This is a genomic window from Actinoplanes sp. URMC 104 (assembly GCF_051386375.1).
Lineage (GTDB): Bacteria > Actinomycetota > Actinomycetes > Mycobacteriales > Micromonosporaceae > Actinoplanes.
In genome coordinates, this window is the sequence record NZ_JBPQTO010000011.1 from 843,453 (window position 1) to 858,975 (window position 15,523).

Genomic DNA, 15,523 nt, shown 5'->3' on the forward strand with positions numbered 1-15,523 from the left:
CTTCCCGACACACCGTCACCGCCGTACGCGGGAAGTCGGTCACCCCAGGGAATTGACCAGCGAAGATGCCGCTCTGCGTGAACACCGGGTAGCCGTGCGTGATTTTTGACCGGTTGGCATCTGGATTCCGGTTCGCCCCGGACTTATTTTGAGGCCGATACCGCACCGGAGGGGTGACCCATGGGCGTTCCCACCTTCCAGGCCATCGTCGTGGTCGACATCGAGAGTTTCGGCTCGCGGACCAACCCGTTCCAGGAGGCGCTGCGGCGGGACATGACCGACGTGATCGGCGAGGCGCTGAGCACGGCGGGCATCGACGGACAGGCGGTGGACCGGGTCGGCACCGGCGACGGGATGATCCTGATCGTGCCGCCGGCGGTCTCGGCCGCGACGCTGGCCGGCGCGTTCGTGCGGGCTCTGGACGCGGCGCTGGGCCACAAGGCGACGATGGCGAGCGAGGCCCTGCGGATGCGCCTGCGGGTCTCCCTGCACCAGGGCCACCTCCAGCGCGACGCGACCGGGTGGATGGGCGAGGCGCTCAACACCGCCTGCCGGCTGGTCGACGCCCAGCCGCTGCGCGACGTGCTGCGCGCGGCGCCCGAGGCCCGGATGGCGCTGATCGTGTCCGACGAGGTCTACCGCGGGGTCGTCCGGCACGACTATCCGCTGATCGACGCGGCGTCGTTCGGCCCGGCCGTGCTGAGCGTCAAGGAGCTGCACGACGAGAAGGTGTGGATCAGCGTGCCGGGGCGACCCTCTCCCCCGGGCCTGAACGGCGGCGGGCGCACGGCGCAGGCACCACCACCACCCACCCGGGCCGCGGACCGGGCGGGCCCGGCAGCCGGCAACTTCGCCTATCGGGTGGGCGGCGACCAGGTCTACGGCATCAAGGTCGTCAACGAGCGGGCGGCGGGTCGCGATGACTGACGCGGACGGGGCGAAGGGCGCCGACGGGGTCGCCGAGGCCGCCGGCGGCAGCCCCGGCACACCGGGCGACAGCGCGGACAAGAGCGGCGAGAAGAGCGGCGAGGACAAAGCCGCGGACAAGGGCGGCAAGGAACAGGAGGCGCCGAAGCCGTCGGGCATCGCGGAGGGCCCGCCCCCGACGGCGAACCCGGTCGAGGCGGCCAAGACCCACGAGAAGCTCGCCTCCGCCCGGGGCATGTACGTGCGTGGCGACCAGGTCGCCGGCAACAAGTTCGTCCTGCGGGTCGGCGGCGCCGAGCCGGCGCCGCTGCGCGAGGTCGACACCGCGCTCACCGACCCGGTGCGGCACGCGTTCGTCGACCCCCAGGACTGGCCGGCCACCCGCGCCGCCGTGCAGAGCCGTCGCCTCGTGCTGCTGCGCGGCGGCGCCGGGCACGGCCGGGTCGCGGCCGCGATCCGGCTGCTGCAGACGCCCGCCGACCGGCCGATCTTCCACCTGGACCGCGACGTCGACCTGCACGATTTCCCGCGCTGGCTCGACGCCGACGCGGCCGGCGAGAAACCGCTGCCCATCGGCGCCGGGTTCCTGCTGTGCGACCCGTCGGGCAAGGCCCGGCTGGAGGGCTGGTTGCTGCACCAGATAGCGACCGCGCTCGAGCAGCGGGACGCCCGGATGGTGCTCACGATCGACGCCGACCTCGTGCTCAACGACGACGACGTCGGCGACTTCGCGGTCGCGCTGGGCCGCCCGAGCCCGCACCGCGTCATCCTGGCGAGCCACCTGCGCTGGCGGCTCACCGAGCGGTTCGACGGCGCGGCGGCCGCGGCGATGACCACGCGCATCCTCGCCGACGAGCGCGTCGCCGAGGTCGTCGACGAGACGCTGCACGACGGCCGGCCGGTCAAGATGGCGGCCAACCTGGCGCTGATGATCGACCAGCAGTTCGACGGCGAGCGCGTCGACGTCGACCGGCTGCGCGAGCAGATCGACGAGCGCGTGGTCGAGGACTTCGACATCTGGTTCGGGGCCCTGCCGGACGTGCCCGCCCGCAGCACGGCGATCGCGCTCGCCGTGCTCAACGGGCTGCCGTACGAGAGCGTCGTGCACGCCGCCCGCAACCTGTGCGACCTGCTCGACGGGCCACCCCAGCCGGTCGGGCCCGGCACGCCGATGCTGCGACCACCGTGGCGGGACCCGTTCGCGCTGACCAACCGGGAGATGCTGCGGATGCTGCGGGCCCGGACGCGGCAGACCACCGAGCTAGGCGACTTCGGCCGGACGCCCATCGAGGTGGTCGAGTACATCGACCGGGACCGGCCGCGCTCGGTGCTCGACCACGTGTGGCACCAGTACCGGTTCCAGCAGCCGCTGCTGGAGTGGCTGCGCGACCTGGCCACCAACCCGTCGCTCGACGTGCGGACGTACGCCGGTACGGCGCTCGGCGTGCTGTCGACCTACGCGTTCGACTTCGTGCACAACCAGGCCCTGCGGCCGCTGGCCCTGCACGACAACACGTGGTCCTGGGACGTCGTGGCCTACGCGATGCGCATACCGGCCCAGGACACGCGGCTGTACCCGCTGGTGCGCCGCATGGCGAACCGTCTGCAGGGCAACTCGGCCCACCCCCAGGCGCAGGCCACCTCCGCCCGCGTCCGTGGTCTCGCGCTCGCCCCCGTCGACCTGCAGGGCGCGCTCGACCGGCTGGACCGGATGGCGATGATCGACACATGGGAGGTGGCCTGGGGCATCGGGGCCAGCTTCGCCGACCTGATCGCCGAGGACGAGGACCGCTACGGCCCGGAGCTGCTGCGCCGCATGGCGCGATGGCAGACCGACTCGCGGCGCATGCTGGCCGGGCAGGCGGTCTTCCAGCACGTCGCTCAGCACCTGCTCGCGTACGTCGACGTGGGCAAGGGCACCGGCCGGGAGAACAGCCAGATCTGGCCCGGTCTGCTGTACCTCGCCGACAGCCGCCCCGTCCTGCGGCCCACGCTCATCGCCTGCTGGGCCAAGGTCCTCAACTCCGGCGTCATGGCCTCCGGCGCGGCCGGCGCGCTGAACCTCTGGGCCGACTACGCGGAGTCCTTCGACGAGGTCCGCACCGCCCTGGTGCGACTGCTCTCCGCCGTGGCCACGACCAGCCCGCGCACCCGGGCGATCGTGCTGCGGCATGCCGCGAGCTGGGACTGGCCCGACACGCCCTTCCCGCTGCCCGAGACGGCGGCGGCCGTGATGAAGGCGCTCAAGGTAAGGACGGAAGCCGCATGACCGCAACCCCGCTACCGCTGATCAAGGACATCTCCCCGGTGCTGCCCGGGATGCCGGCGCGCGGCCGGCCGCCCAACGTCGGCGTCGTGTACGCGACCAACAGCGGCGAGCTGTTCAGCTTCCCCGGCTTCCGCCCGATGACGTTCCGGGAGCAGCTCCGGACCGCCTACCGGCGCCGCTACGACATCGACATGAGCCACCACCGGCGCCGGGCGTGGATGAAGAGCACGCCGCTGCCGGCCCGCGGTGACTACTACGAGTTCGTCGCCGACGTGGAGGTCGGGTTCCGGGTGCACGACCCGGAGGAAATCGTGCGGCGCAACATCACCGAGGCGACCCGCGTGGTCTACAGCCACCTGGCCGACGAGTTCCGCCGGATCACGCGCAAGTACGACATCGAGCTGGCCGAGCTGGCCGAGAGCGAGATCATCAGCCGGTTCGACGGGGACGACGTGCTCGACGACGGCATCACCATCTTCTACGTGGCGCCGCGGCTGGTGCCCAACCCGAAGGCCATCGAGTACCTGCGCGACCGCAAGCAGGCGGAGAGCCGGATCCTGGTGGAAAAGGCACAGCACAAGGCCGAGCTGGAGGCGGCGATCCAGCGCGGACGGCTGGACCGGATGAGGCACGAGTTCGAGCGCGAGATGGCCAAGCTCCAGCTGGACCAGATGGGCGACGGCACCCAGGGCGCGTACGAGATCGTCCGGCTCCACCTGGCCCGGCACCCGGACGACGCGCAGGGCGCGCTCAAGCTGCTGCTGGAGCACCGCGAGTCGTGGATGGACCACCAGGAACGCTTCAACCAGCACACCCTCGAGCTGTTCCAGTCGATGCTCAGGGACAAGGTCGTGCAGGCGGCGGATCTGCAGATGCTGCTGCCCCAACTGCTGGCCCAGCTCGGCATCGTGCCGCGGGAGGTGCCGCTGGAGTCCACCCTCGACGATCAGTGGGACCAGCCGCCGGTCGCCGCCGCGAGCACGGAGGCGTCCGAACCGATCACCGTCGCGGCCGGGCACGGCTGGAACCCGGCCTACGGGCACCAGCCGGTGTACCTGGTGGTGGACGAGTCCGCCGGGGCCGAGCAGGTGATCCCGCACGTGAACACGGCGCTGCCGTACCTGCTCGACGCGCTCGCCACCGACGCCGCCGCGCCGGCGATCCGGCTCGCGGTGCTGGGCTACGCCGCGCACGTCACCGAACGGCTGCCGTACGGGGAGGTGACCCCCGACCTGGAGGCGCCGCACCTGACCGCGGGCGAGCCCGCGGCGTACCCGCTGCTGTTCGCCGAGCTGGCCGACCACCTCGACGCGCACGCCTCCTCGGACGAGCCGGCGAACGACCCGCTGATCTACCTGATCTGCGCCAGCGCGCCCGACAACGACAACTGGACCGCGCTGCGGCACCGGCTGACCAACCGGGAGGCGGGCGTGCGACCGGCGGTGATCATGGCGTTCGGCTTCGGCAACGCGCCGCCGGACCTGATCGCCGGCATCGCCTCCGACCCCGGCAACGCGTTCACGATCAAGCCCGGGGGCGATCCGGTGCCGGCGACCGGGCACTGCGCCGACTTCATCTTCCGCGACCTGCTCGCGCGTCTCGACCGGCCACCCGCCGAGCGTCGCGGGCCCGCCGAGTCGGTGCCGCAGGGCTTCACCTCGGCGGCGAGGCCGTCATGAACCCCGAGCCGAGGGCCACGCTGCTGCCGGTGTACGTGCTGGCCGACGAGTCGCACTCGATGGGGCGGCACATCGGCGAGCTCAACCAGGGGCTCGACGACCTGCACGAGGCCCTGCTCGCCCAGCCGATGGCGGCAGCCAAGGTGCGGTTCTCGATCGTCGGGTTCTCCGACGACGTCAAGGTGCGGATGCGCCTGGCCGACCTGCGCGACACCGACCGTCTCCCCCGGCTGGTCAGCCGCGGCCGCACGAACTACCGCAAGGCCTTCGCCGACCTGCGGCACCGGCTGCCCGTCGACGTGCGCCGGTTGAAGGGCGAGGGCTACGCCGTGCACCGCCCGGCGGTGTTCATGCTCACCGACGGCCAGCCCAGCGACGACCGCTGGCACGACGAGCACCGGATGCTGATCGACCACGACGCCACGCCGGGCGCCCCGAACATCATCGCCTGCGGGATCGGCGCGGCCCGCCCCGAGACGATCGTGGAGGTGGCGACCCGTCCCGAGTTCGCGTTCGTGGCGCTGGCCGGCGTGGACGTGGGGGTGGCGGTCGCCCAGTTCTGCACCGCGCTGACGCACAGCATCATCCATTCCGTGCCGGCCCGCGCCGCAGGCCCGGCCCGGCTCGTCGTCGAGCAGCCGGCGGGATTCGAGATGGCCATCGATGTCGTCTGAGGGCGGCCACTGGGGCGCGGTCGCGCTGGGCCGGCCCGGCGCCGACTTCGAGCCCCGGCCCGCGCTGACGCCCCACTACCGCCCGGACACCGTCGCGGACGGCTGGTCGACCGGCGAGGTGACCGTCCGGCTCGCGTCCGTGCGCGGCTACGCCCACCGGTACGAGGGGGTGCCGCGGCAGGACGACGTGGCGGCCGTGCACCACCCGGGGTCGGGCGCGGTCGTGTTCGCGGTCGCCGACGGGGTCTCCGCCACGCCGCTGGCGCACCTCGGCGCGACCGCCGCCTGCCGGGCGGCGATCACCGCGGCGCTGTCCATGCTGGACGGCGGCGGCGCGGTGGACTGGACGCGGGTGGTGGAGCGCGCGGCGTGGCAGGTGGTGCAGCAGGCGGAGCAGGCCCTCGGGCTGGACGCGCCGGACGCCGCGACGGCCGAACGGCAGATGGCCGCCACGCTGATCACCGGGCTGGTGCGGCCCCGGCCGGGCGGCCCGGTCGCCGAGGTGGTGCGGGTGGGCGACGGCGGCGCGTGGCGGATCCGCGCCGGAACGTTCAGCCGGCTGTTCGACACCGCCCGAGCCGATCCGGCGGTGGTGGTGCCCGCGGTGACGGCGCTGCCCCGGGTGCCCGAGGTGGTCGCGCGCGGCGGCGTGCTCGAGGCCGGTGACGTGCTGGTGGTAGCCACCGACGGCATCGGCGATCCGCTCGGCGAGGGCACGGGCAGCGTCGGGGCGTACCTGGCGGAACGGCTCGCCGTGCCGCGCCCGCCGCTGGAGTTCGCGCGCGACGCCGACTTCTCCCGCGAGACGTTCGACGACGACCGGACGCTGCTGGCGATCTGGCCCCGTCACAGCCGCTGAGCCGCCACCCGCGGGTGCCCGTACGCGTCGGCCAGCGGGTTCCACAGCTGCGCCACCCGCTTCCACTCGGCCTGCGCCCGGCGCGCCGCGGCGTCCCCCCGGCCGCGGTCCGGGTCGCCCAGCGCCGCGGAGGGGCAGCCCTGCCGGACGACGCCGGCGGCCCACGAGGCGTACGCGTCCGCCGCCTGCCGCGCCGGGACCAGCGCAGCGACGATCCGCTCCGGCAGCCTCGCCGCGCCCGGCAATTGGTCGACCCGCAGGCCCTTCACCCGCTCGGCCTGGGCGCGCCGCTCGGCGGCGACCGTGCCCAGATCCGCAGCCGCCGGCCGGATCCCGGCGCAGGCCTTGACGGCGGTCACCGCGTCCTCCAGCCGGTCGCGGCTGCGCCTGCTGTCGGCGAGAAGCCGCGCGACCCCGGCCGCCTGCTCGGCGGCGCCGGTCCGGTCGCCGCCGAGCGAGAGCCCGATGCCGTCCGGCAGCCCCGAGCACCCGCGCAGCGGCAGCACGAACGCGAGCAGCAGCAGGACGGCGAGCACGGCCGCCGCCGCCCCGCCCCACCGGCGTGACGCCGGGAACGCCGGCCGCCGGGGGCGCTGGGCCGCCGCGAGCGCCGCCTCCCACTGGCCCATCGTGGGCCGCACCCGCGGGTCCGGCGACAGGCCCCGCTGGACCAGCCGGCGCAGCACCGGGCCGGCCCGCTCCACGGCCGCCGGGTCGCGCGAGCTCTGGTGACCGGCGAACAGGCGCACGCACAGCAGCGCGAACTTGTAGGAGTCGGTGGCCGGCGTCGCGACCTGCTCGTCGCCCGCGGGCGCCTGCCAGTCCGCGGTCTCGGCCTGGCCGAGCACCGAGGCGCCGCGCAGCCGCATCGCGTCGCAGTCCAGGAAGAAGCAGCGCGGGCGGCGCTCGCGGGTGAACAGCAGGTTCACCGGCGACAGGTCACCGGCCACGATGCCGAGCCGGTGGAACCCGTCCAGCGTGGCGGCCACGTCGTGCAGCAGCTCGAGGCGGAACCGGTCGTCGACGGCCAGCCCGCGGGCGGCGAGGTAGCGCTCGTCGTTGAGCAGCAGCTGCACCTGCGCGAGCAGCCGCGAGCGCCCGCTCGGCAGGGTGATCGGGGTGTGGAACGCCTCGGGGGCCCGCGGCATGAGGAAGCCGGTCACCACGCCGTCGCGCTCGACCACGGCCGTGGGCCACGCCGCGCGCTCGTCGAGCAGGCGGGTCGTGGCCGCGGGCAGCTCCTCGCGCAGCCGGACCAACGCCAGCAGCGCGGCGACGTCGACGGAGTCGCGCAGCGGCGCCGCGAACTCCTTGTAGGCGACCGGGCGCCCCGCCACGGCGTACACGGCGCCCTGCCCGCCCGAACCGAGAAGTGTCAGTTCGCCCAGGTCGTCGGCGGTGACCGTGGCCGCCATCTAGCCTCCGAGGGCCGCGGCGACGGCGGCGAACACCGACACGGCCAGCGCCGCGGCGAGGTAGCGCAGGCCCCACTGCACGCAGCGGTACTTGCGGCGGGCGAGCACGCTGGTCGCCCACACCTGCGCCGCGATCTCGCGCTGCAGCAGGTCGGCGTCGTCGGCGAGCTTGACGAACTCCTCGACGTAGTCCTCCGGGCGGCCCTCGAACTGCTCGCCGATGCGCTCGAAGTGCAGCAGCGCGCCCCGGTCGCCCGCGGTGACCTGGCGCGGCATGACGGCGGCGATGTCCCACGCGACGCTGGCCGCGAGCAGCGCCGTGGCGAGGATCAGGGCGGGCGCGGCCACCGGATGGCCGCCGATGAACCCGCCGCTCTGCAGCCGGATGACGACCAGGCCCACGAGCACGCCGTTGAGCGTCAGGATGAGGCCAGCCTTGGCGTCGGCGTACCGGACCACTTCGTGCACGTGCTGAAGCTGTTTCCAGGAGTCCTCCAGCGCCATGTCTCGACGCTATCGCCGGTCGCCGCCCCCGGGCGTGTCCGATTGCCTACACAGCGCAACGATGCCGATCTCTGCCCGGCGTTGCATGATCGACTGATGGGAGAGCCGCTGCGCAACCGGGACGTCGACTGGGACCTGTGGCCGGTGTCCGACTACGTGGACGAGATCTACCGGGCCGTGCAGCCGGACGACGACGCGGTGCTCGCGCACCACTCGGCGTTCTACCGCCGGTTCGAGCCGGGCCACTTCGGGCGGTCGCTGGAGCTCGGCGCCGGTCCCAACCTGTACCCGCTGATGGTGGCGGCCGCGGTCAGCCGGGACATCGAGGCCGTGGAGCCCAGCGCGGCCAGTGTGGCGTACCTCGACCAGCAGCTGCGCGAAGGCCCGGACGACAGCTGGCAGCTGTTCTACCGTCGCTGCCGCGAGCTGCAGCCGGCCCTGCCCGCCACCCTGGGCGAGGCCCTGGGCCGCGTGCGGGTGCGCCGCGGCGGCGCCCGGGACCTCACCCCGGACACGTACGACCTGGCGTCGATGCACTTCGTGGCGGAGAGCGCAACCGAGGACCGGGAGGAGTTCCGCGAGCTCTGCCACGCGTACGCCGGCTCGGTGCACCGCGGCGGGTGGCTGGTGGCGGCCTTCATGGAGAACATGGGCCGCTACCGGATCGGCACGGGCCCCGACTGGCCCGGATATCCGGTCGACGCCGACCGGGTCCGCGAGGTGTTCGAGCCGGTCACCACCGACCTGACGATCGACCGGGTCGACTCGGCCCCGACCAGCGACGGCTACGAGACCACCGGCATGGTGCTGCTCACCGCCCGGCGGCGGTGAGCAGCCGGCGGGCTCACGCGGAGCGCTTGCCCACCATGCCGTGCGGGTCGAGCACGTACTTCTTGGCCGCGCCCTGGTCGAAGTCCCGGTAGCCCTGCGGCGCCTGGTCCAGCGGGATCGCGGTGGCGTTGACGTTCTTGGCGATCTGCACCCGGTCGTGCAGGATCGCCATCATCAGCTGCCGGTTGTACTTCATCACCGGGCACTGACCGGTGACGAACGAGTGCGACTTGGCCCAGCCCAGGCCCAGCCGCAGCGACAGCGAGCCCACCTTCGCCGCCTCGTCGACGCCGCCGGGGTCGCCGGTGACGTAGAGGCCCGGGATGCCGATGGCGCCGCCCGCGCGGGTCAGGTCCATCAGCGAGTTCAGCACGGTCGCGGGCATCTCGGTCTGCGCGTCCCGGCCGTGGCCGCGCGCCTCGAAGCCGACCGCGTCGACGGCCGAGTCGACCAGCGGCTGGCCGATCGCGGGCGCGTCCTTGCCGAGGATCTGCTGCACCTGCTCGGACGGGTCGCCCTCGGCCACGTTGACCGTCTCGCAGCCGAAGCTGCGGGCCTGGGCGAGCCGCTCCTCGTTGAGGTCGCCGACGATGACGACCGCGGCGCCGAGCAGCCACGCGGAGCTCGCCGCGGCCAGGCCGACCGGGCCCGCTCCGGCGATGTAGACGGTCGAGCCGGTCGTCACGCCGGCGCTCACGCAGCCGTGGTAGCCGGTCGGGAAGATGTCCGCGAGCATGGCCAGGTCCAGCGCCTTCTCGAGCGCCTGGTCGCGGTCGGGGAACTTGAGCAGGTTCCAGTCGGCGTAGGGCACCAGCACGTACTCCGCCTGGCCGCCGATCCAGCCGCCCATGTCGACGTAGCCGTACGCCGATCCGGGCCGGTCGGGGTTCACGCTGAGGCAGACGCCGGTCTTGCCCTCCTTGCAGTTGCGGCAGCGGCCGCAGGCGATGTTGAACGGGACCGAGCAGATGTCGCCGACCTTGACGAACTCGACGTCCGACCCGACCTCGATCACCTCACCGGTGATCTCGTGCCCGAGCACCAGACCCTCGGGGGCGGTGGTGCGGCCGCGCACCATGTGCTGGTCGCTGCCGCAGATGTTGGTGGCGACCGTGCGGAGGATCGCCCCGTGCGGGGTGCGGCGGCCGACGTTGGCCTTGTTGACGCCCGGCCCGTCCTTCATCTCGTACGCCGGGAAGTCGATCTCACGGACCTCGACCTTGCCGGGGCCCTGGTAGACCACCGCGCGATTGGCTGGCATCGTTGCCTCCCATCGTTCGTGTGGCGATGCGTGACCAGATCGTCACGCGGCCATGAACGCCATGTTTCCCGGGCGGCAGCCGAAACAGAACCATCGATAGTGACGAGACCCGTCTATTGCGACATCTGCCTCAGACGGCGGGCCGGACGCCCGCCTTTCCCGCGAAGGCGGGGACCGGAGCGTCGAAGCCGTCGAGCAGGCCGGCGACCTCGAGGACCTCGTGGGCGATGCGGCTGACGGCGACGACCGTCAGGCGGCAGCCGGCCTGCTCGGCGAGCAGGCGGCAGGTCAGCAGCGACCGGATGCCGGTCGAGTCGAGGAAGCTCAGGGCGGCGGCGTCGAGCTCGACGGGCCGGCCGGGGTGGTCGCGGACCACGCTTGCGAACACGTCCTGCAGGTGGTCGGCCTCCTCGCGGTCGAGCTCACCGCGCAGCACGAGGCGCACCGGCCCCGTCGGAGCCGGCGGGACGACCTGCAGATCGAGCAGCCGCTCCGGGAGTCCGCCGGGAAGGGACGGGTCGTAGGGGGACACGTGAACTCCAGCCAGGGGGGAAATGGTCCGGGGTTCCTTCACTTCTAGAGGCCACGGACGAACGCTGTCAACCGTACCCCGCCTCCGAGCAGGTGGCTTCTCTCACGCACGGGTGACGCTCCGGATGCGGCGAGCAACAATGGGCGCGTGCCTGAGATTCGGTGCCTCGTGGAGCCGGTCGGCAACCGGCTGGTGCTGTCGGTCTCCGGCGAGCTGTCCTTGCCGACCGTGCCGCGCATCCGCACCCGTCTGCTGAAATGCCTGGCCGAGGAGCCCGAGGCCCTCGTCGTCGACCTGCGGGACACCACGGTCACGACGCCGCTGTCCACGCTGGTGTTCGCCGCCGTCGCCGACCACGCCGCGCTGTGGCCCGGCATCCCGCTGGTGGTCTCGGCGCCGCCCGCGGTGGCCGAGGTCGTCGCGCGCAGCTGCCCCCGGCTGCCGGTCTTCGCCTCCATGGACGAGGCGCTCGCGGCGGAGGACCGCCACCGGCTGCCGTCCGTCCGCGACCGGCTGCTCCCCCTCAGCGGCGTGGCCCGCCACGCGCGGCGGCTGACGACCGCCGCCTGCGACCGCTGGGACCTGCCGCACCTCGCCGAGCCGGGCGGCCTGATCGCCGCCGAGCTGGTGCACAACGCCACCGAGCACGCGGGCACGATGGCCGACCTGCGCCTGACCCTCGGCGCCCGCAACCTGATCATCTCGGTGCGCGACGGCAGCTGCGACCCGCCCCGCCTGCCCGCCGCGGCCTCGGCCGAGGTCGCGGCGCCGCGCGGGCTGCTGCTGGTGCAGGCGGTGTCGAGCCGATGGGGCAGCATCCCGGTCGACGGCGGCAAGGTCGTCTGGGCCACGCTGCCGCTGGCCGGCTGAGCCCGCCCCTCAGCCGGCCCCGCCCCTCAGCCGGCCAGGCCGGCGATGCGGTCGGCGACGAGGGCGACGGCGCGGTCGTCGAACAGGATCGTGTAGTGGTTCACGCCGGGGACGTGCTCGACGGCGACGCGGTCCGGGTCGAGGCGGGCGGCGGCCAGGCGCTGCTCGTCGTAGAGGCCCTGCTCCTCGTTCTGCAGGCCGCGGGCGGCCCACATCAGGCGGGCGGGGCAGGCGAGGCCATGCACGGCGTCGACCGTGGTGCGGTCGATGAGCGTGTCGGCGCCGTCGGCGCGTACGGCCTCGAGCACGCACGAGGACCGCAGGGCGGGTGGCGCGCCGGTGAGGTCGCGCCGCACGTACGCGGCGACGGCGGGGCTCCAGCCGGGCCCGAGCGCGGGATGGGCGCGGAAGAAGTCCAGGTAGGCCTGCTCGTCGGGGAAGGTCATGTCCAGCCGCAGCATCGCCGGGCCGATGACCGCGGCGAGGACGGCGTCGACGTCCACGCTCTCCGGCATCGGCAGCGCCACGCCGCCGTCGACCAGCAGGACCCCGCTGACCCGGCCAGGGTGCAGCGCGGCGGTCGCGGCCACCACGAAACCGCCCATCGAGTGGCCCACCAGCGGCACGCGATCCAGGCCGAGGTGGTCGGCGACCGCGATCAGGTCGGCGGCGTGGGCGGCCATGCCGTACGGCCCCGGCAGGCCGTTGCTGCGGGCCCGGCCCCGCAGGTCGGGCGCGACCAGCTGCACCCGGCCGTGCAGCGCCTCCGCCACGCGCGCGAAGGCCAGCGCGTTGGCGGTGATGCCGTGCGCGGCCAGCACCACCGGGCCGTCCCCGGGCCAGCGGCACACCCGCAGCGGGCCGCCGGCCACCTCGACGTCGAACTCCTGCGGCTCCAGCATCGAGAACGCCATGTCAGTGCGCCGTCCAGCCGCCGTCGATCGCCAGCGAGGCGCCGGTGATCAGGTCGGCCACCGGGGTGCACAGATAGGCGACCAGCTCGGCGACCTCCCCGGGCTCGATGAGCCGTTTGATGGCGGCCCGCTCGAGCATGATCTTCTCGATCACCTCGGACTCGCTGATGCCGTGCGCGGCGGCCTGGTCGGCGATCTGCTTGTCGACCAGCGGGGTGCGCACGAACGCGGGGTTGACGCAGTTCGACGTGACGCCGCGGCCGGCGCTCTCGAGCGCCACGGTCTTGGACAGGCCCTCGAGGGCGTGCTTGGCGGTCACGTACGCGGACTTGTAGGGCGAGGCGATCAGCCCGTGCACCGACGAGATGTTCACGACGCGGCCCCAGCCGCGCTCGTACATGTGCGGCAGCGCCTGCCGGATCAGGCGGAACGGCGCCTCCACCATGACCCGCTGCAGGTAGGCGAAGCGCTCGGGCGGGAAGTCGGGCAGCGCGGCGACGTGCTGCAGGCCGGCGTTGTTCACCAGGACGTCGACCCGCGCGTCGAGCGCGTCCACGGCGTCGGGGTCGGCGAGGTCCACGGCCACCGCCCGCCCGCCGACGGCCGCCGCGGCCTCCTCGGCCGCAGCCTTGTCGACGTCGAGCACCTGGACCTGCGCGCCCGCCGACGCCAGCCGTGCGGCGCACGCGCGGCCGATGCCGCTGGCGGCGCCGGTCACCAGCGCGGTGCGCCCGGAGAGGTCGAGTCCGACCACCTGTGTCGTCTGCATGTCTCGAACCTACGACGACGCGATGACGATCAGTGACCGGGGTCATGGTGCGGTGTTAGCAAGAACTTTGCTAACTTGCTAATACGACAACGGGCACCCCACCGGAAGGAACTTCCCATGACTGACGCCACCTTCGCCGCCGGCGAGCAGGTCCGCGAGTACGGCGAGAAGGCCACCGAGACCAGCCGCGTGATCGGCCGCAAGGCTCTCGAGGCGTACGAGCAGTTCGTGCAGAGCACCGTCGACTTCGAGCGGGCCGCTGCCGACGCCGCCCCCGCCGACTGGATGAAGACCGCGATCGGGGCGCACGCCTCCTTCGTGCAGGACGTCAACGCCGCGTACGTCGGCGCCGTCCGCACCCTGCTCAGCTGAGCGGGCCGTGCCGAGCACCACGGCGAGCCCGGGACCTGCTCAGGTCCCGGGCTCGTCCTCGTCGGACCGGCCGCGGCGACGGCGCCGGATCCGCGTCATCTCGGCCATCGTCGCGTAGACCTCGGTGAGCGCCTGCCGCTGACGGGCCGTCAGGTCGGGGTCCTGCTCGATCGCCGCGACCACGCCCGACACCGGCGGCTCGGGGGCGAGTGCCTCGGCCTGCTGCTGCAGCCGCTCGGCGGAGGTCTGCAGCGACTTCGCGATCGCGCCGAGCACCTGCTCCGAGGGCGCCCGCAGGCCCCGCTCGATCTGCGACAGGTACGGCCCCGAGATGCCGACCATCGCCGCGAGCTGGCGCATCGGCAGCTCGGCCAGCTCGCGTTGCTGCCGGATGATGTCGCCCAGCGTCGGCGGAAGTCGGCGGTCGCTCACGAGGCGAGCGTAGCGGTCCAGCCTCCCGATTCGCGGCCGGCCGCGGCACCGGCGAGGAAGTCCGCGATCACGGGACCGACGACGCCCGGGCTGTCGAACAGCATGAGGTGACCGCCGCCGGGGACCACGACCAGCCGGGCGCCGGCGACCAGCGAGGCCAGGATCCGCGAGTTGCCGGCCGGCACGATCGGGTCGTCGTCGCCGGTGAGCACCAGCGTCGGCCGCCGGATCGACCACGGCATCCCCCACCAGCCGGTCAGGCCGGTGAGCCGGTGCAGGTAGGCCTCGATGCTGCGGGGCGCGTCCAGGTTGAGCCGCGCCAGCACCGACGGGTCGCGGCGGACCCGGCCGCCGAACGTGCGCCCCGCCGCGGCGCCGGTGCGGTCGGTCGGCAGCGGGTGCATGAGCCGCAGCAGCGCCTCGGGCTGGCCCGGCAGGTGCAGCATGCCGCAGCTGGTGGAGACCAGCACCAGCCGATCGACCCGCTGCGGCGCCTGCGTCGCGACCTGCTGCGCGACGATGCCGCCGAACGACACCCCGAGCACGTGGGCGCGCCGCTCGCCGACCGCGTCGAGCACCGCCACCGCGAAGCGGGCCAGCGCCGGCAGCGACATCGGGTACGGCGGGATCTCCGTGCCGCCGATGCCCGGCGCGTCGAAGGTGATCGTGCGGAACCCCGGCACGTACGGGAGAACGCGGCGCCAGGCGGCCAGCTCGCCCCAGATGCCGTTGAGCAGCAGCAGGGGTGGCCCCTCCCCCCGGACCTCGACGCGCGTTCGGATGCCTTGGACCAGCAGGTGTGTGCCGCGGTCGGCGAACGGAACCGGATCCATCGCAGCCCCCAGGGGTGCCGAAAGCCCCACCGATAGCCGGTGGGGCTTTCTTCGAATCTTACCCGAAGAGAACCTACTTGAGCATGTTGCGCGCCGCGGAAACGTACGCCGCGCTGACGTCCTGGACGAACTTGGCATGCGCCGAGGCGATGTTGGACACCCAGTCGAGCTGCGAGGCGCCGGCCGCCCGCTGCTCGAACTCCACAAGCGTGCGCAGCGACTCCTCGTACGCGTCGAGGCTCTGGTTGCCGGCCGTCTTGGCCGCCTCGATGAACTGCTCGGTCAGGTCGCGGATCCGTTGCACCGCCTCGTCGGAGGCCGCCGTCGCGGCGGCCGCCGCGTCGGTGCCCATGTCTGAGCTCATGAGAGTCCCTTCTGGTCT

Annotated in this window: 17 protein-coding genes; 8 read left to right on the forward strand and 9 right to left on the reverse strand. The window is 73.5% G+C overall.

The genetic code is table 11. The annotated features are described in order from the left end of the window. The first annotated feature begins 180 nt into the window (after positions 1 to 180). The 5 genes from ACSNN8_RS29775 to ACSNN8_RS29795 are packed head-to-tail and all read left to right on the forward strand — an operon-like array spanning position 181 to position 6,408. The gene (locus tag ACSNN8_RS29775) at positions 181 to 927 is read left to right on the forward strand and encodes a hypothetical protein (protein WP_436653206.1); all 747 of its coding nucleotides are present in this window, start codon (positions 181 to 183) and stop codon (positions 925 to 927) included. Continuing rightward, positions 920 to 3,196, forward strand: coding sequence for a hypothetical protein (locus ACSNN8_RS29780; RefSeq protein WP_436653207.1), 2,277 nt, complete (start codon positions 920 to 922; stop codon positions 3,194 to 3,196). The genes ACSNN8_RS29775 and ACSNN8_RS29780 overlap by 8 nt, the downstream gene beginning before the upstream one ends. Next, complete coding sequence (locus ACSNN8_RS29785) at positions 3,193 to 4,875, forward strand: hypothetical protein (RefSeq protein ID WP_436653209.1); 1,683 nt, start codon at positions 3,193 to 3,195, stop codon at positions 4,873 to 4,875. The genes ACSNN8_RS29780 and ACSNN8_RS29785 overlap by 4 nt, the downstream gene beginning before the upstream one ends. Further along, on the forward strand, positions 4,872 to 5,549 hold the full coding sequence (locus ACSNN8_RS29790; RefSeq protein WP_436653211.1) for a vWA domain-containing protein: 678 nt from the start codon (positions 4,872 to 4,874) through the stop codon (positions 5,547 to 5,549). Before ACSNN8_RS29785 ends, ACSNN8_RS29790 begins: the two co-directional genes overlap by 4 nt. Then, a complete protein-coding gene (locus ACSNN8_RS29795; RefSeq protein WP_436653212.1) occupies positions 5,539 to 6,408 on the forward strand; it encodes a protein phosphatase 2C domain-containing protein in 870 nt (289 codons plus the stop codon). Before ACSNN8_RS29790 ends, ACSNN8_RS29795 begins: the two co-directional genes overlap by 11 nt. On the opposite strand, the gene ACSNN8_RS29800 is transcribed toward ACSNN8_RS29795, so the two are convergent. Further along, entirely contained in the window at positions 6,396 to 7,823 is a 1,428-nt protein-coding gene (locus ACSNN8_RS29800; protein WP_436653213.1) for a hypothetical protein, read from the reverse strand. The genes ACSNN8_RS29795 and ACSNN8_RS29800 overlap by 13 nt on opposite strands. Beyond that, complete coding sequence (locus tag ACSNN8_RS29805; RefSeq protein WP_436653215.1) at positions 7,824 to 8,327, reverse strand: Pycsar system effector family protein; 504 nt, start codon at positions 8,325 to 8,327, stop codon at positions 7,824 to 7,826. It abuts the gene before it with no gap. Between the two features lie 96 nt (positions 8,328 to 8,423). On the opposite strand from ACSNN8_RS29805, the gene ACSNN8_RS29810 reads away from it, so the two are divergent. Beyond that, the gene (locus ACSNN8_RS29810) at positions 8,424 to 9,158 is read left to right on the forward strand and encodes a hypothetical protein (RefSeq protein WP_436653217.1); all 735 of its coding nucleotides are present in this window, start codon (positions 8,424 to 8,426) and stop codon (positions 9,156 to 9,158) included. Positions 9,159 to 9,171: 13 nt separating this feature from the next. Here ACSNN8_RS29810 and fdhA read toward each other — a convergent pair whose 3' ends face one another. Then, positions 9,172 to 10,419, reverse strand: coding sequence for a formaldehyde dehydrogenase, glutathione-independent (gene fdhA / locus ACSNN8_RS29815; RefSeq protein WP_436653218.1), 1,248 nt, complete (start codon positions 10,417 to 10,419; stop codon positions 9,172 to 9,174). 130 nt (positions 10,420 to 10,549) lie between these two features. Continuing rightward, on the reverse strand, positions 10,550 to 10,951 hold the full coding sequence (locus tag ACSNN8_RS29820) for an STAS domain-containing protein (protein ID WP_436653219.1): 402 nt from the start codon (positions 10,949 to 10,951) through the stop codon (positions 10,550 to 10,552). A gap of 147 nt (positions 10,952 to 11,098) precedes the next feature. On the opposite strand from ACSNN8_RS29820, the gene ACSNN8_RS29825 reads away from it, so the two are divergent. Continuing rightward, entirely contained in the window at positions 11,099 to 11,821 is a 723-nt protein-coding gene (locus ACSNN8_RS29825; protein ID WP_436653221.1) for an STAS domain-containing protein, read from the forward strand. Positions 11,822 to 11,847: 26 nt separating this feature from the next. Here ACSNN8_RS29825 and ACSNN8_RS29830 read toward each other — a convergent pair whose 3' ends face one another. Next, the gene (locus ACSNN8_RS29830; protein WP_436653222.1) at positions 11,848 to 12,735 is read right to left on the reverse strand and encodes an alpha/beta fold hydrolase; all 888 of its coding nucleotides are present in this window, start codon (positions 12,733 to 12,735) and stop codon (positions 11,848 to 11,850) included. 1 nt (position 12,736) lies between these two features. After that, positions 12,737 to 13,504: a 3-hydroxybutyrate dehydrogenase gene (locus tag ACSNN8_RS29835; RefSeq protein ID WP_436653224.1), complete on the reverse strand. Its 768-nt coding sequence runs from the start codon at positions 13,502 to 13,504 to the stop codon at positions 12,737 to 12,739. Between the two features lie 117 nt (positions 13,505 to 13,621). Between ACSNN8_RS29835 and ACSNN8_RS29840 the strand changes: the two genes are divergently transcribed. Then, complete coding sequence (locus tag ACSNN8_RS29840) at positions 13,622 to 13,876, forward strand: hypothetical protein (protein ID WP_436653226.1); 255 nt, start codon at positions 13,622 to 13,624, stop codon at positions 13,874 to 13,876. 39 nt (positions 13,877 to 13,915) lie between these two features. Here ACSNN8_RS29840 and ACSNN8_RS29845 read toward each other — a convergent pair whose 3' ends face one another. The 3 genes from ACSNN8_RS29845 to ACSNN8_RS29855 all read right to left on the reverse strand — a co-directional run bounded on the left by ACSNN8_RS29845 (position 13,916) and on the right by ACSNN8_RS29855 (position 15,505). Continuing rightward, a complete protein-coding gene (locus tag ACSNN8_RS29845) occupies positions 13,916 to 14,308 on the reverse strand; it encodes a helix-turn-helix domain-containing protein (RefSeq protein ID WP_436653227.1) in 393 nt (130 codons plus the stop codon). After that, the gene (locus tag ACSNN8_RS29850) at positions 14,305 to 15,141 is read right to left on the reverse strand and encodes an alpha/beta fold hydrolase (protein ID WP_436653228.1); all 837 of its coding nucleotides are present in this window, start codon (positions 15,139 to 15,141) and stop codon (positions 14,305 to 14,307) included. Before ACSNN8_RS29850 ends, ACSNN8_RS29845 begins: the two co-directional genes overlap by 4 nt. Positions 15,142 to 15,214: 73 nt before the next feature. Further along, on the reverse strand, positions 15,215 to 15,505 hold the full coding sequence (locus ACSNN8_RS29855; RefSeq protein ID WP_436653229.1) for a hypothetical protein: 291 nt from the start codon (positions 15,503 to 15,505) through the stop codon (positions 15,215 to 15,217). Positions 15,506 to 15,523: the final 18 nt, after the last annotated feature.

What these genes read in the sequence shown, in the direction of transcription:
- ACSNN8_RS29775 (WP_436653206.1), top strand. Translation starts at nt 181, where the DNA reads ATGGGCGTTCCCACCTTCCAGGCCATCGTCGTGGTCGACATCGAGAGT.
- ACSNN8_RS29780 (WP_436653207.1), top strand. Translation starts at nt 920, where the DNA reads ATGACTGACGCGGACGGGGCGAAGGGCGCCGACGGGGTCGCCGAGGCC.
- ACSNN8_RS29785 (WP_436653209.1), top strand. Translation starts at nt 3,193, where the DNA reads ATGACCGCAACCCCGCTACCGCTGATCAAGGACATCTCCCCGGTGCTG.
- ACSNN8_RS29790 (WP_436653211.1), top strand. Translation starts at nt 4,872, where the DNA reads ATGAACCCCGAGCCGAGGGCCACGCTGCTGCCGGTGTACGTGCTGGCC.
- ACSNN8_RS29795 (WP_436653212.1), top strand. Translation starts at nt 5,539, where the DNA reads ATGTCGTCTGAGGGCGGCCACTGGGGCGCGGTCGCGCTGGGCCGGCCC.
- ACSNN8_RS29800 (WP_436653213.1), bottom strand. Translation starts at nt 7,823, where the DNA reads ATGGCGGCCACGGTCACCGCCGACGACCTGGGCGAACTGACACTTCTC.
- ACSNN8_RS29805 (WP_436653215.1), bottom strand. Translation starts at nt 8,327, where the DNA reads ATGGCGCTGGAGGACTCCTGGAAACAGCTTCAGCACGTGCACGAAGTG.
- ACSNN8_RS29810 (WP_436653217.1), top strand. Translation starts at nt 8,424, where the DNA reads ATGGGAGAGCCGCTGCGCAACCGGGACGTCGACTGGGACCTGTGGCCG.
- fdhA (WP_436653218.1), bottom strand. Translation starts at nt 10,419, where the DNA reads ATGCCAGCCAATCGCGCGGTGGTCTACCAGGGCCCCGGCAAGGTCGAG.
- ACSNN8_RS29830 (WP_436653222.1), bottom strand. Translation starts at nt 12,735, where the DNA reads ATGGCGTTCTCGATGCTGGAGCCGCAGGAGTTCGACGTCGAGGTGGCC.
- ACSNN8_RS29835 (WP_436653224.1), bottom strand. Translation starts at nt 13,504, where the DNA reads ATGCAGACGACACAGGTGGTCGGACTCGACCTCTCCGGGCGCACCGCG.
- ACSNN8_RS29840 (WP_436653226.1), top strand. Translation starts at nt 13,622, where the DNA reads ATGACTGACGCCACCTTCGCCGCCGGCGAGCAGGTCCGCGAGTACGGC.
- ACSNN8_RS29850 (WP_436653228.1), bottom strand. Translation starts at nt 15,141, where the DNA reads ATGGATCCGGTTCCGTTCGCCGACCGCGGCACACACCTGCTGGTCCAA.
- ACSNN8_RS29855 (WP_436653229.1), bottom strand. Translation starts at nt 15,505, where the DNA reads ATGAGCTCAGACATGGGCACCGACGCGGCGGCCGCCGCGACGGCGGCC.